13 protein-coding genes are annotated in these 13686 nt (G+C 43.3%); 5 read left to right on the forward strand and 8 right to left on the reverse strand.

What is annotated here, in order from left to right; genetic code table 11:
• The first annotated feature begins 130 nt into the window (after positions 1 to 130).
• Positions 131 to 733 carry a DUF3747 domain-containing protein gene (locus tag ABWT76_RS06645; protein ID WP_190882952.1) on the forward strand — a complete coding sequence of 201 codons (603 nt, stop codon included), beginning with the start codon at positions 131 to 133 and terminating at the stop codon, positions 731 to 733.
• Positions 734 to 753: 20 nt separating this feature from the next.
• On the opposite strand, the gene ABWT76_RS06650 is transcribed toward ABWT76_RS06645, so the two are convergent.
• Genes ABWT76_RS06650 through arsB form a run of 3 tightly spaced genes read right to left on the reverse strand, consistent with a single transcriptional unit; the run spans position 754 to position 2621 of the window.
• Positions 754 to 1026, reverse strand: coding sequence for a hypothetical protein (locus tag ABWT76_RS06650; RefSeq protein ID WP_054466729.1), 273 nt, complete (start codon positions 1024 to 1026; stop codon positions 754 to 756).
• Positions 1007 to 1405: an arsenate reductase, glutathione/glutaredoxin type gene (gene arsC / locus ABWT76_RS06655; RefSeq protein ID WP_190877814.1), complete on the reverse strand. Its 399-nt coding sequence runs from the start codon at positions 1403 to 1405 to the stop codon at positions 1007 to 1009. The genes ABWT76_RS06650 and arsC overlap by 20 nt, the downstream gene beginning before the upstream one ends.
• Positions 1406 to 1463: 58 nt before the next feature.
• Complete coding sequence (arsB, locus tag ABWT76_RS06660) at positions 1464 to 2621, reverse strand: ACR3 family arsenite efflux transporter (RefSeq protein WP_054466731.1); 1158 nt, start codon at positions 2619 to 2621, stop codon at positions 1464 to 1466.
• A gap of 292 nt (positions 2622 to 2913) precedes the next feature.
• On the opposite strand from arsB, the gene ABWT76_RS06665 reads away from it, so the two are divergent.
• The gene (locus ABWT76_RS06665; RefSeq protein ID WP_190877812.1) at positions 2914 to 5058 is read left to right on the forward strand and encodes a protein kinase; all 2145 of its coding nucleotides are present in this window, start codon (positions 2914 to 2916) and stop codon (positions 5056 to 5058) included.
• Between the two features lie 95 nt (positions 5059 to 5153).
• On the opposite strand, the gene ABWT76_RS06670 is transcribed toward ABWT76_RS06665, so the two are convergent.
• The 5 genes from ABWT76_RS06670 to gloB form a co-directional block, all read right to left on the reverse strand.
• Positions 5154 to 5810: a CDP-alcohol phosphatidyltransferase family protein gene (locus tag ABWT76_RS06670; RefSeq protein ID WP_054466733.1), complete on the reverse strand. Its 657-nt coding sequence runs from the start codon at positions 5808 to 5810 to the stop codon at positions 5154 to 5156.
• A 158-nt stretch (positions 5811 to 5968) separates the two neighbouring features.
• Entirely contained in the window at positions 5969 to 7765 is a 1797-nt protein-coding gene (dnaB, locus tag ABWT76_RS06675; RefSeq protein ID WP_054466734.1) for a replicative DNA helicase, read from the reverse strand.
• Positions 7766 to 7895: 130 nt separating this feature from the next.
• Positions 7896 to 8354: a 50S ribosomal protein L9 gene (rplI, locus tag ABWT76_RS06680; protein ID WP_054466794.1), complete on the reverse strand. Its 459-nt coding sequence runs from the start codon at positions 8352 to 8354 to the stop codon at positions 7896 to 7898.
• Positions 8355 to 8591: 237 nt separating this feature from the next.
• The gene (locus tag ABWT76_RS06685; RefSeq protein WP_354635824.1) at positions 8592 to 8801 is read right to left on the reverse strand and encodes a hypothetical protein; all 210 of its coding nucleotides are present in this window, start codon (positions 8799 to 8801) and stop codon (positions 8592 to 8594) included.
• Between the two features lie 133 nt (positions 8802 to 8934).
• Positions 8935 to 9735 (reverse strand): hydroxyacylglutathione hydrolase, encoded by an 801-nt coding sequence (gloB, locus tag ABWT76_RS06690; protein ID WP_054466735.1) that lies wholly within the window; start codon positions 9733 to 9735, stop codon positions 8935 to 8937.
• A 426-nt stretch (positions 9736 to 10161) separates the two neighbouring features.
• Here gloB and galE point away from each other — a divergent pair, with 426 nt between their 5' ends.
• The 3 genes from galE to ABWT76_RS06705 all read left to right on the forward strand — a co-directional run bounded on the left by galE (position 10162) and on the right by ABWT76_RS06705 (position 13462).
• Positions 10162 to 11142: a UDP-glucose 4-epimerase GalE gene (gene galE / locus ABWT76_RS06695; RefSeq protein ID WP_156331793.1), complete on the forward strand. Its 981-nt coding sequence runs from the start codon at positions 10162 to 10164 to the stop codon at positions 11140 to 11142.
• A 58-nt stretch (positions 11143 to 11200) separates the two neighbouring features.
• Positions 11201 to 12214, forward strand: a complete 1014-nt coding sequence (locus tag ABWT76_RS06700; RefSeq protein WP_190877868.1) for a glycosyltransferase family 2 protein — start codon at positions 11201 to 11203, stop codon at positions 12212 to 12214.
• Between the two features lie 93 nt (positions 12215 to 12307).
• Positions 12308 to 13462 carry a glycosyltransferase family 4 protein gene (locus tag ABWT76_RS06705; RefSeq protein ID WP_054466739.1) on the forward strand — a complete coding sequence of 385 codons (1155 nt, stop codon included), beginning with the start codon at positions 12308 to 12310 and terminating at the stop codon, positions 13460 to 13462.
• Positions 13463 to 13686: the final 224 nt, after the last annotated feature.

Here is a 13686-nt window from a genome sequence, read left to right on the forward strand (position 1 = left end):
CGATCGCATCTTTACGGCTGATAGTGGATGGTACGGGACGCATCACCAAACTCTTTAACTGGGATGAAAAAACCCCAATAAAACACAAGCATTACTTTTTATGAAAAGTAAAGGAATTTATTGTTCAGCCATGACTCAACTCAATTTATTTTTTCGCGGAGCGATTCCGCGAAGCGGATCCCTTGCGGGAATCGCTTTTCTAGCTGCTACTTCTTTTTGGGCTAATACCACTGGCAAAGCAGGGGCGCAGAATTTTAACAAAGTAGAAATTGATCAAAGCAAAGTCATCGTCATTTCTACGCAGCTTCGGCAAAGATATGCCTTGACAGTGATTAGACAACTAGCCGATACTCGCTCCTGCTGGACTGAAACCAATTCGGGTAAATCTGTGATTGTCAAGTTAGACTTGCTAGAATTTGACTTTACTGGCATTTGCCAACGGAGTGTTGATAGTGGTGGCTATTCTATCCGCATGGCCGATCAAGATTTGGGACTTGATTACAAGGTGGAAGTGTTAAGCCGAGATGGGACTCTTGTATTAGTTGGTACACCCTATTCGCCGAATTTGCCCGAACTAATTATTGGCCAAACTCATGGAATTTCTGCGGATCCGTTGAAATTTTTTTTGAATCCTGGATGGCGAATAACACAAAGAACCTATGAAGATCAAATACTCGGTCATTATTATTTTACCCATGACCTAAGTGCTGAAGCTTTTCATGCCACACAATAGTAAGTAAATCATTAAGTCAATTATTCAGGGTTAAAATAGCCTGCATATGTAGCAATAATTTCATTAATTTTCGGGTGGGCAATGCCAATCCTACTCAGGCTAGCTAGGCGAATGAAATATGGCGATCGGTCTTTATGCCTCATCAAATTTAGATGGTTTTCAACCCCCCGTAGATCCGTTCCAACTCCCATGGCGATTCCAGCATCAAAACCAAAAAACCAGGTTTTTGAAAAACCCGGTTTTTTGGCAGATATTTGCCCAAATAAGAAAGCTTTAATCCGCCAAGGATGCAATCAGTTTTTCCACCCGTGCTTTAATCTCATCTCGGACGCGGTGAAAGGTTTCAATCGGTTGACCATCCGGGTCATCTAATTGCCAATCTTCAAATACTTCTCTCGTCACCCAATCTTCTGGCAAATTCACCCCACAGCCACAAAGAGAAATCACCGCATCATAATTTTCTGGCTGAAATTCACTCAAGGGATTAGAGGTTTGATCTGTAATATCAATGCCAATTTCTGACATCACTCGAATGGCGGTGGGATGCACTCGACTGGATTCTAATCCAGAACTGGTCACGGCGATTTTCCCTTGGCCTAAATGCCTAGCAAATCCTTCGGCCATTTGGGAACGGCAAGAGTTTCGCTTACAAACAAACATGACGCTTTTCATAGTATTTTTTTGGCAGATAAATGAGAAATTTTTTGGTTAATTTTTTGGTTAACCTTGGCTAATTGCCAGTGGGGAAACAGCGGCGATCGCGCAAAGTAGCTTTTTCTGGTTCACGGCGAAACCAAAAAGCGGTTTTCTTGCAAAATTCCACCAACATTAACATCACCGGCACTTCGATTAAAACCCCCACCACAGTGGCTAAAGCTGCCCCAGAATTTAAACCAAACAACATCACCGCCGTGGCGATCGCCACCTCAAAATGATTACTTGCCCCAATCAACGCAGCCGGTGCCGCATCTTCATAGGCTAAATCCATTTTTAAAGCCGCCACATAACTAATCAGAAAAATAAAATTAGTCTGAATAAACAGCGGCACCGCAATCAATAAAATATGCAGCGGATTTTGCACAATCAGTTCACCTTTAAAGGCAAACAATAAAACCAGAGTAATTAACAGCGCCGAAGTTGCCACGGGACTTAAATAGTGGAGAAATTTATCCTTAAACCAGTCTTCTCCTTTATACTTAAAAATCCAATAACGGCTATACATTCCTGCCGCCAAAGGTAAACCCACATAAATCAACACTGATAACACAATGGTTTCCCAAGGAACTACCAAATCATTGGCCGCCAATAACCATCGCCCCAGAGGTGCATAGAGAAATAACATAGTCAGGGAATTTATCGCCACCATCACCAAAGTATGGCCTTGATTACTATAGGAAAGATATCCCCACATTAATACCATTGCGGTACAAGGGGCAATGCCCAACAAAATCGTTCCGGCAATATAAGAATTGACCATATCCACTTCCATACCGCGCAACATTTCTGTTCCCCCTAGTAAAGGGCGAAATAGCCAGCCTAAAAATATCTGGGCAAAGGCGACCATTGTAAACGGTTTAATCAGCCAATTGACCACTAAAGTTAGTAAAACCGGCTTAGGAGTCCGAATGGCTTGGGCTGCTTGGGTGAAATCAATTTTCACCATGATGGGATACATCATAAAAAACAAACAGATGGCGATCGGTATCGAGACTTGATAGATACTCATCGCGTCCAAAGTCGCCGCCACATTGGGGAAAGCTTTGCCCAAACCAATGCCAATCAGAATGCAGAAAAACACCCAAACCGTGAGGTATTTTTCAAAAAAACTCAGTTGTCCCCCTGCTTGGACGGGACGAGGTTGGTTTTCCGAGGTCTTATTGGAGTCCATACTCAATTTTTTACCGTTGAGAATCCACTGATGGAAAAATTATATCAAAAAAAGTTGATGAATAACCTCTTTAGAAATCTTGATTTTTTGATTTTTTGTTTAAACATATATGTCACCTGTAACAAGTTATAATTTATTTGTTATATATTACCAAATATGTATTACTTAATGAGCGAATAACGAATAACGAATAACAAATATTAGTAAAATTGCAATCACCCTTTCAGCGAAACCGGATGCTGACAAGTTATAGTGTTGATGGAAGCGCAGCAATGTAGTTGAGTTCTTGATCGTGAGTTATTGCGTTAATCCCAAGTGCCCCCAGCCCGATGATCCGGCCAACCAAAACCAGAACCACTGTGTTCACTGTGGTACGGAGTTGCTGATCCAAGGTCGCTATCGAATCTCTAGAGAGATCGGCAGTGGTGGCTTTGGTAAAACTTATGAAGTCGATGATCGCGGGATCCCCAGAGTCCTCAAAGTTTTGCTGCAAAATCACGAGAAAGCAATCAAACTTTTTAAACAAGAAGCCGATGTGATGATGCGGCTGGATTGTCCGGGTATTCCCAAAGTCCAGCCCGATGGGTATTTTGAGATTCCCCTCCCGGAGGGGCAAGATCCATTACACGCTCTGGTGATGGAGAAAATCAACGGATTGAACCTGCGGGAGTGGATGAAAAAGCGGCGCAATAAACCGATCACTGAGGAGTTGGCGATCGATTGGTTAAAACAACTCTCGGAAATTTTAAGTGTTGTCCACCAAGAGCAATTTTTCCATCGAGATATCAAGCCCTTGAACATTATGATTAAACGCAATGGGCAACTGGTGCTGATTGACTTTGGCGCCGCGAGAGAAGTCACCAACACCTATTTTGCCAAAGTGGGACAAGGGCAAAATATTACCGGGATTGTTTCACCGGGATATACGGCACCAGAACAAGCGAATGGTAAAGCGGTGCCGCAATCGGATTTTTATTCTCTGGGTCGGACTTTTGTCTTTTTAATCACGGGGAAATCCCCCACTTCTTTTTCTGAACATCCTCGCACGGGTAAATTAGTTTGGCGCAGAAGTGCCCCCCAAATTTCTGATGGTTTTGCCGATGTGATTGATTATCTGATGGCCAGTTTTCCGGGAAAACGGCCTCAAAATGCTCAAGCGATCATCCGTTGTTTGGAGGAATTGAAACACGCTTCACCTAGTAGTGATGCCGATGAATCTGAGCCATCTTTGGTCAGCCAAAAAAACACCGGAGGATTCAACCGGAATACGGGGAAAAATCCTACGAAGATGAGCCCTACCAGAAATACGCCAACATCTGTTTCTTCTCTGGGTTCTCGCGCTTCTGCTTCCAAGATTAAACAAGTTTCTCGGGTTCAACCATATACGCCATATCAACCCCCGAAGAAAATCCCTTGGGGACTGATGCTTACGCTTTTGATTTTGAGTCTATTGGGATCGCAGGTTTATGGGTATTGGCGCTATGGTTTTTTCCCCGCCAGTCCCATCTCCTTGATTGTCAGTTTACCGAGTAGTGTTTTTTTACAAAAGAGCTTGACGGGTGTAGGCCAAATTCAGTCTTTGGCGATGGGGCCTGAGTCTAGAATTCCCATGTTTGCTAGTGGTAGTTATGGGAAAATCCGCATTTGGAATCTTCAGACTGGAGTGCAGGTCAAAGAATTAGATGCCCATCGATCCTGGGTTAATGCTTTGGCTATTAGCCCGAATGGTCAGATTTTAGCCAGTGGTAGCGAAGATACGACGATCCGCATTTTGAATTTTCAAACCGGGGAACTGCTTCAATCGATTCCAGCCCATTCCGGCCCGGTTAATGCTTTAGCAATTAGTCCCAATGGTCAGATTTTGGCTAGTGGTTCGGCGGACAGAACGATTAGATTTTGGAATTTAAGCGATGGGGTTCGTTTGCGGACAATTTCCGGCCATCAAGATGCGGTGAATGCGATCGCCTGGAGTCCGAATGGCCGATTAATTGCCAGTGGCAGTTCTGACAGAACAATTCAAATTTGGGATGCGATTACCGGCACAAGAGTAAGAAAACTACAAGGTCATGGGAATGCAGTTTTATCGGTGACATTTAGTGCCGATAGTCAGTTGGTGGCGAGTGGCAGTCGTGATAATACGGTGATTGTTTGGGATCTGAAAACGGGTCAACAAAAATATCAGTTAACGGGGGATAATAGTTGGTTTCGGTCAGTGGCGATCGCCCCTGATGGTCAGCTATTAGCAACCAGTGGCAACAACCTCAATATTTGGAATTTAAATACCGGAAAACTGGAAAAAGTGTTATTGGGACATGAACAATATATTAGTGTGTTCGCCCTGAGTCCTGATAATCAAACCATTGTCACTGGCAGTCCAGATAAAACTATTAAAATTTGGCGATTGCCTCCGTTATCAGAATCGGAAAAACCTAAATAATTTTGTTGATTATTTGTTGATTATTATTTATTGGTTATTGGTTACTGGTTATTTGAGGATAGCTTTACCAATAACCAATAACAAACAACTAATAACTAATAGATAGAGGTTTTTAAGGCAAAAAATAATCTCTGGAATGCGGCAATATTAGAAGTTACGGCTAAAAGAATCAGTAATGGGAAAAACTGTTGAGTTGAAATCCCCAAAATAATTAGAATAAATCGGGCGGTACGATTTCCAATTGCTGCTGCTACTACGCTTTTTCCTTCCGCTTCACTTCTGGCGCGAATATAGGGAACCATCATGCCGCCAAACATGGCCAATAAACCGGGAATTAAATGTTGACTAGGGTCGAGGAAAATTAGGGCGGTGATGATAAAAAAATCAACGTATCTATCTAATACACTGTCTAAAATTGCTCCTTCCTTAGATGCGACACCTTTTGCCCTAGCTAAGTCTCCATCCAAATCATCAAAAATGCCACTGATGATAATGACCGCAACGGCGATTAAATAGTAATTTTCTAGAATTAACCAGCAGGCTAATGGGCCGCCAAATAAGGCAGAAAGGATAGAAATCCGATTGGGAGTAATCCAGTCATATTTTGCCAGAAAATTGGCAATTTTTACGGTATAAATTTTTAAGGTTTTTTCTATAAGCGATCGCGGCTTGATAATTTCCGCTTCATCATTACTGGTTTCGGGCTGATTTAATAAAGTTTCTGACGGATCATTTTCTGATAAATTTGACATAATCTCTTCCTGTTGATTTAATTTTAATTAATTTTAATTAAAGCAGAAAAAAACCTAATTTTCAAGTAATTAGCTAAATTATTTCAAGTTAATAAGGCACATAAATATCAAAAATATCAAAAATATCAAAAAAACGAGGGTATTTATTGATGGGGTGGTTATCTTCTGGCTAAGTTCTTAAATTTAGTCACCTGGGAATCAAACAATAGTTTCACCGTTCCCGTTGGTCCATTTCTATGTTTGGTAATAATCACCTCCGCAATGCCGCGATCGGGGGTATCGGGATTGTAATATTCTTCCCGATACAACATAATGACTAAATCGGCGTCTTGCTCAATGCTGTTGTGAACGATGATATTATTGGCCACAAAGTTGTGATGAAAATCGACGGTCAGGTCATAAACTTCTTCTTCTCCATCTGCTTCTATGGAGATGATTTCATCCCAATAAATTTTGAAATATTGCAGGGATTTCTGGAATTGATCGATGGGAATGGCGATGCGATCGCCATTCGCCAATTCATCCAAAGGTTGCCACCCAGCCATTGTGAGAAACTTGTGATTTCCCGTAGCCCGAAGCGATCGCCCATCATGGGTAGTTAGTCTAAAGACGGGTTTAACTCCCGTGGAAAAAGCATGATGAACCAGGGCTGGTTCTAACATCATCGTCGCTTCATTCACTGCCCAAACTTTCAACCGAGATTTGCCGATTTTGTCGATAAAGTCTCGAATCGGTAGCTGCTGATTCCGATTATTCACTAAAGGAATTAAAGTATCTCCGGTTAAGCAACCAGACTCGCGCAAATCTGACATCATCGGTCGCTTATTCGTGCGGGATTCTACCCCACGACTAAGCTGAGATAAAGTAATAATCGGCACATTCAATTCCCGGGCTAAACCTTTCAGTCCGCGAGTAATTCTGGATAATTCTTGAACTCGATTATCTGGACTACTTCCCTCCATTAACTGTAAATAATCGATCAAAATTAATCCTAACTTTCCCCCCTGTTCTGACTGAAGCCGCCGACATTTGGAGCGAATTTCTGTCACCGTAGGATTGGGGCTATCGTCAATAAATATTGGCAGTTCTGATAAGGTAGCGATCGCCCGACTTAAAGGTTCCCATTCATTCTGACTAATTCGACCCGCTCGCAGGCGGTTACTTTCAATTCCTGCCTCTCCCGAAAGCATCCGTTGTACTAGCTGTTCTTTGGACATTTCTAAACTAAAAATCGCCACGGGTAACTCATGAATTGAAGCAATATTATAAGCAACGCCGATAGAAAAAGCGGTTTTGCCCATTGACGGACGACCGGCGACAATAATTAAATCTGAACGCTGAAAACCGCCGGTCATGGCATCTAAATCATAAAAATCACAAGGCAGTCCAGGAATTGCTAAACCTTGCTGATAAATTTCAATGGTTTCAAAGGTTTGCACCAGGGTTTCTGAGATAGAAACTAGACCTTGTTGGGGGCGTTCTTGAGTTAGTCCAAAGATGCTTTGTTCCGCTTTATCTAATATTTCCGGTAATTCCGTGGCGGTATCATACCCTAGTTCGGCAATTTCGTGACCCGCATGGATTAATTTGCGGCGAATCCATTTATCAACTACTAACAAAGCATACAGGTCAACGTTGACCGAGGAAACGGTGCGATCGATCAGTTGGGCTAATTTAATTTGACCGCCAATTTTTTCTAGGAGACGGCGATCGGATAACCAAGTGGTGACGGTCATCAAATCCGTGGGTTTCCCTTGAAGCTGAAGGGTTAAACAAGCTTGATAAATTTCTTGATGGGCGGTGATAGAAAATGCGTCTTTGGGCAGAACATCTGCCACTTTGCTGATCGCTTCCGGGTCGAGCAATATGGCGCCTAAAATTGATTCCTCCGCTTCGATATTTTGTGGAGGTAAGCGATTACCGCTATTGCCTTGGAACTTAACTAGGTCAACCATAATAATAGTGATCGGCTTTGATCTTTCATCGGTCAGACTTCAGTCTAGGGGTGATTTGGGAAATTAGGGGTAATTCGCGAATTACCCGTAGGGGTGATTCGCGAATCACCCCTACTGATTGCTGATATAATTATTCAGCAACCACCTGAATTTCCACTTCGGCGGTAACTTCTGGGTGTAGTTTGATTTGGACTTTGTAGAAACCCAATTTGCTGATATCTGGTAGAGTAATGCCCCGGCGATCGACTTCCTGAGAAGTAATCTTGAGAATCACTTCTGCCACTTCGCGATCGGTGACGGTGCCAAAAATTGCCTCCCCTTCTCCCACGCGCTTGGCAATGGTAAAGCGACCAATAGTTTCCAGGGCAGTTTTGCGAGATTTTGCAGCTTCTTTTTCCGCCAAAATGCGCTTCCGTTCTTCTTCTTTGCGTCTTTCGACTTGTTTTAAGACTCCCGGAGTGACGCGATAAGCCATGCCTTGGGGCAATAAATAATTGCGAGCATATCCAGGGGCAACTTCCACTAAGTCACCGGCTTTTCCTAGTTTTTTGACATCTTTATTTAAGAGTAATGGAACCCGTTTAGACACAATAGTTTCTCCTCTATGGGTAATAATTTTAAGGGGTGATAATTTGACCGCTGGCTGTGTCAAGATTTTGATGAAATCTCCACACAACTTGCTACAACTTCTGTTGAACGTTGAAAAATATGGCCTCTCCTGTTCGTTGGCGGGGCGACTATTGGTGGTTGAAGTTGTGAGCAAATCGGGTATGCCGAGGCCACAATCTCCCAGCATAACCGATTTTGACCGCGATCGCAATTCAGGTTAATAATTTATTGCTAATTGAAAATTCGTAATAAATTGCGGGGTGTAGGGTGTAGAGAGGGTGTAGGGTGTAGGGGTTTGAGAGGGTGTAGGGTGTAGGGTGTAGGGTGTAGGGGTTTGAGAGGGTGTAGGGTGTAGGGTGTAGGGTGTAGGGTGTAGGGGAAGAGGATGCATAGGATGCATAGGATGCATAGGATGCATAGGATGCATAGGAAAATTCTCTATTCTCTTTTCTCTATTCTCTTTTCTCTCTTCCCCACACACCCCACACTTCGATGGCGGCTTCCCACACACCCCACACCCTACACCGATGGCGGCCCCACACCCCAGGGTCTGGGTCAGCTTAAAAAATATCTTTGCGACCCCGCAGACGGGCAAAGGTTTGTACTGGGTCTTGGCTGTCTACCGCTGACTGTAATGCCGGTTGATCCCAGCGCAAGAAAGGATTGGTGCGTTTTTCCAGCCCCAGAATTGATGGGACGGTGGGTTGAGATAGCGATCGCGCGGTTTTCACTTCAGCAAAGCGCTGTTGTAAATCTGGGTTATCCCCATCGACGGTTATGGCAAATTGCAGATTACCGAGGGTGTACTCATGGGCACACCAAACTTGCGTCGAGTCCGGTAAATTGCGTAGTTTGCTCAGGGAGTTGACCATTTGTGCGGGGGTGCCTTCAAATAATCGGCCACAACCTCCAGCAAATAAGGTATCTCCACAGAATAAATGGCCGGTGTCTTCGACCGCATTGGGCGGAAAATAGTAGGCAATGTGACCGCGAGTATGTCCGGGAACAAAGAACACTTGACCTGTGCGATTCCGCGAAGCGGATCCCTTGCGGGAATCGCCAAATTCCACGGTATCGCCTTCCTCAAGAAAGACTTGCTGACCAGGAATTCGTCCCCGATCCTCTGCCCCCCCGTACACGATCAGATTGGGGAAGCGTTCCATCAGCGATCGGTTGCCCCCCACATGATCGCTATGATGATGGGTGTTAAAAATTGCCACCAACTCAGCCCCTAGTTCTTCAAGCTTTTGTAACACCGGGGGAGCCACCGCCGGATCCACCACAGCCGCAATATTTTTCTGAGCGTCGTATATTAAGAAAATATAATTATCAGACAGCGCCGGAATTCGATAAATTTGCATAGAACCATGCCTCCATGAGCGGAAATTTATTCAGTTAAATTTTAATCTGCTTCCGGGGGACAAAGAAAAATCAATCCTCAGTAGTACAATAATGAATACTCACTATCCGGTTAAGACCGATCGCTAGATCATTCCCTATGGTTAGACAAAATCCAATTCCCGTCAGTTCAAACATTCATCAACTGATTACACGAATTGTCGAATCCAATGAAATTGGCAGAAGGGAACAGTTACAACTCACCTCTGCTATGCTAAGGGATAAGAATCTTACCGAGGAAGATCGCCGACAAATCAATCGGATCTTCGATCATATCCAAAGCGGGCGCATCAAAATTATCGATCTTTAGTCGCTCTCTAAGAATTGTTTGGTAAATATTAAGCCACTGAAACAATATAAGGAATTTGCAAGTGAGTAACAAAAAACAAATGATTTTAGTGACTGGGGGCGCTGGATATATTGGCTCCCATGCAGTTTTAGCCCTGAAACAAGCCGGTTACGATGTGCTGATTCTTGATAATTTGGTCTACGGTCATCAAGAAATTGTTGAGGAAGTTTTACAGGTGCCATTGGTGGTCGGGGATACCTGCGATCGCCCTTTGTTAGACCGCATTTTTTCTACCCATGATATTGCCGCTGTGATGCACTTTGCCGCCTATGCTTATGTGGGAGAATCTGTCACAGAACCAGCCAAATATTATCATAATAATGTGGTGGGTACTCTCACTCTTTTAGAAGCGATGGTGGCGGCAAACGTGAAGAAATTTGTCTTTTCTTCTACTTGCGCTACTTATGGCATTCCCCACAGAATTCCTCTCACAGAAGACCATCCCCAAAATCCGATTAATCCCTACGGGGCGACTAAATTAATGGTGGAAAGAATTCTCCAAGACTTTGACCCAGCTTATGATTTCAAATCCGTAAGTTTTCGCTATTTTAATGCGGCTGGGGCTGACCCAAATGGCCAACTGGGAGAAGATCACAACCCAGAAACTCATCTCATTCCTTTAGTGTTACAAACTGCTTTGGGCAAACGAGACTCTATTGGAATTTTTGGCACGGATTATGAGACTGCCGATGGCACTTGTATCCGAGATTATATTCATGTGAATGATTTGGCCAGCGCCCATATTTTAGGTTTAGAGTATCTGATCAATGGAGGAAATACAGACTTTTTTAACTTAGGCAATGGCGGCGGTTTTTCCGTTAGAGAAGTGATTTTACAAGCAGAAAAAATTACGGGTAAAAAGATTAAAGTGGTAGAGAGCGATCGCCGTCCGGGAGATCCTCCGGTGCTCGTGGGTAGTAGCGAAAAAGCCAAAACAATCTTAGGATGGTCGCCCCAATACTCAGATTTAAAGGATATTATTGCTCATGCTTGGCAATGGCATCAAAAACGTCATGGTTAAGTCTAGGCAGCATTAATAGCCAACATTAAAAATCATGGTTCTTCAGTCAGGTGGTAAGATGGCTCCCCTAGTATCAATCATTATCAATTGTTATAATCAATCTCACTACCTGGAAAGGTCAGTTAAAAGTGTTTTAGCCCAAACTTTTACTGACCTAGAATGCTTGATTGTGGATGATGGTTCCACGGATAATACTCGGCAGGTGGCGGAGAATTTAATGGCTCTAGATTCGCGAGTCAGATATTGCTATAAAGAGAATGGTGGTTTGCCCGCAGCCCGCAATTTTGGGGTAAAAGAAGCGCAAGGAGAATGGATTCAATGTCTGGATGCGGATGATTGGATCCAGGAAGATAAAACCCGATTTCAGTTAGAGCATTTAAAGGGTTGGGAAAATCAAGAAATTGTCTTTTATTGCGATTACGAGCGAGTGTTTATTGATGCGGATGAAAAGATTGTGGACAGACAGCCCAATATTATCGGTAAATTGAACCGAGAGCAATTAATTAAACGGTTATTGATTCCCGATTTTTTGGCAAATTCACCCCATCCTGCCCTGCAACAATGTATGTTGATGAAACGCAGTATTTTCCAAAAATGTCAGTTTCCCGCAGAGATGAAAGCCCTGGGAGATAGATACTTTGGGGTGGATATTCTGGTGAACGGTGTCACTTTTGTTTATACCCCGATGGTGGGGGCATTCTATACAAAACACCAGGGAAATCGCACGAACAGTTGGAACTATATGCAGAATTATTATCTGTTATTTTATGAAAAGGTTTATCGAGAACAGCCAAGTTTACGGAAACTTTGTAATATTGGCTTAGAGTTTCTGGTGAATGAGGCGATTCGGGATAAAAAATCAGCAACTTTTGACCGTTTAGTCAATATCCTCGAAGTCCCGATCGCGCTCAAAATCTGGAATATGCGCTGGCAAATTTCCGGGTCTACTGGACTTAGGTTGGCTTATGGGGTGCGATCGCTCATTCCCAGCTTTTTATTATATGAAAAATACCAAGGACCGCGCTCGAAGAAAGTGATTAATTTTATAGCCAAGCTAGGGTTAAAAAAATAATCCAATCAAAAATAAAAAATTATTATGATAAAAGCATTTGAGCATACAGTCAATCTCAAGCAAATATAAGCTAAGGAGTTATTTGAAATCTTGGTGAAAGTATCTTTAGTCGTCAGTGATTTATCCGGGGGAGGAGCAATTCGGGCGTTTCTCCTGGGGCAAGTGCTAAAACAACTGAACTATCAAGTCCAAGTGATTGGCTTTCAATTTGGTAAAGAAATTTACGCGATTCCGCCCCAGGGTTTCTCCGTGGATGAGGTAGCGGGAGAAAATTATCCCGGTTTCCTGAAAGCTGCCCAAAAGCTGCTGCAAAAAATTGATGGAGATATTATTTATGCGGTCAAACCCAAGCCCACTAGCTTTGGCGTATCCCTGCTGAAGAAACTGCAAACCCGTCGTCCTTTATTGTTAGATATGGATGACTGGGAATTGAGTTGGTATGGGGGGGATGATTGGCAATATCGCCCCGGTTCTCTGAAGCAATTTTATCGCGATATTTTTAAAGAAAATGGCCAATTGCGATCGCCCGATCATCCCTTGTATGTGAAGTGGATCGAAAACTGGGTTCACCTCGCTGATGCCATCACCATTGATACGCAGTTTTTACAAGACCGCTTTGGCGGAATTTATATTCCCAATGGCAAAGACACAGATATGTTTGACCCGGAAAAGTACCACCCCGCCGCGAGTCGAGAAAAATATGGACTTTCTGGTTATCGAATTTTGATGTTTCCCGGCGCCCCGCGACCCCACAAAGGAGTAGAAGATGTTTTAATGGCTTTAGATCGATTAAATCAGCCGGATTTCCGGTTAGCCATTGTCGGCGGCAGCCCTTATGATGACTATGACGATCGCCTCATGGAAAAATGGGGACGTTGGATTGTCAAAATTCCCAAGAGTCCAGTGGAGAAGATGCCGGAAATTTTGGCCGCTGCTCATCTGGTGGTGGTGCCTCAACGAGATACCTTGACCGCCAGAGCCCAGTTTCCCCTAAAGTTAACCGATGGCATGGCGATGGCCAAACCTGTTTTATCGACAAAAGTTGGGGATATTCCCGAAATATTAGGGGACACTGGGTATTTGGTTGAACCCAATTCCCCGGAACAAATTGCCCGGGCAATTGCCAATATTTTCCAAGACTTTGAGTTGGCTAATCAAAAAGGTATGAATGCTCGGAAAAAATGCGTTCAATTTTATAGTTTAGACGCAATGGCGGCATCTTTAGAATTGTTAATCTCTGGTTTATAATCTGAATTAATTGAGCCAATAGAGCCAGCGATTCCCTTGTCCTCCGCAAGCGGATCGCATCGAACTGGCAAAACCATTACTGATATTTCCCTGAAGATTTTTTTGCTGAAAACTTCCTAGAGTAGATTTAAGCAGCCTCTCTGAGAATTTGTAGAGTTGAGGCGATCGAGTGACGAAGTTCGGTAATTTTGCTAAGGTTATTGGTGAATATCCATATTTCACCG

The organism is Planktothricoides raciborskii GIHE-MW2 (genome assembly GCF_040564635.1).
Classification (GTDB): domain Bacteria; phylum Cyanobacteriota; class Cyanobacteriia; order Cyanobacteriales; family Laspinemataceae; genus Planktothricoides; species Planktothricoides raciborskii.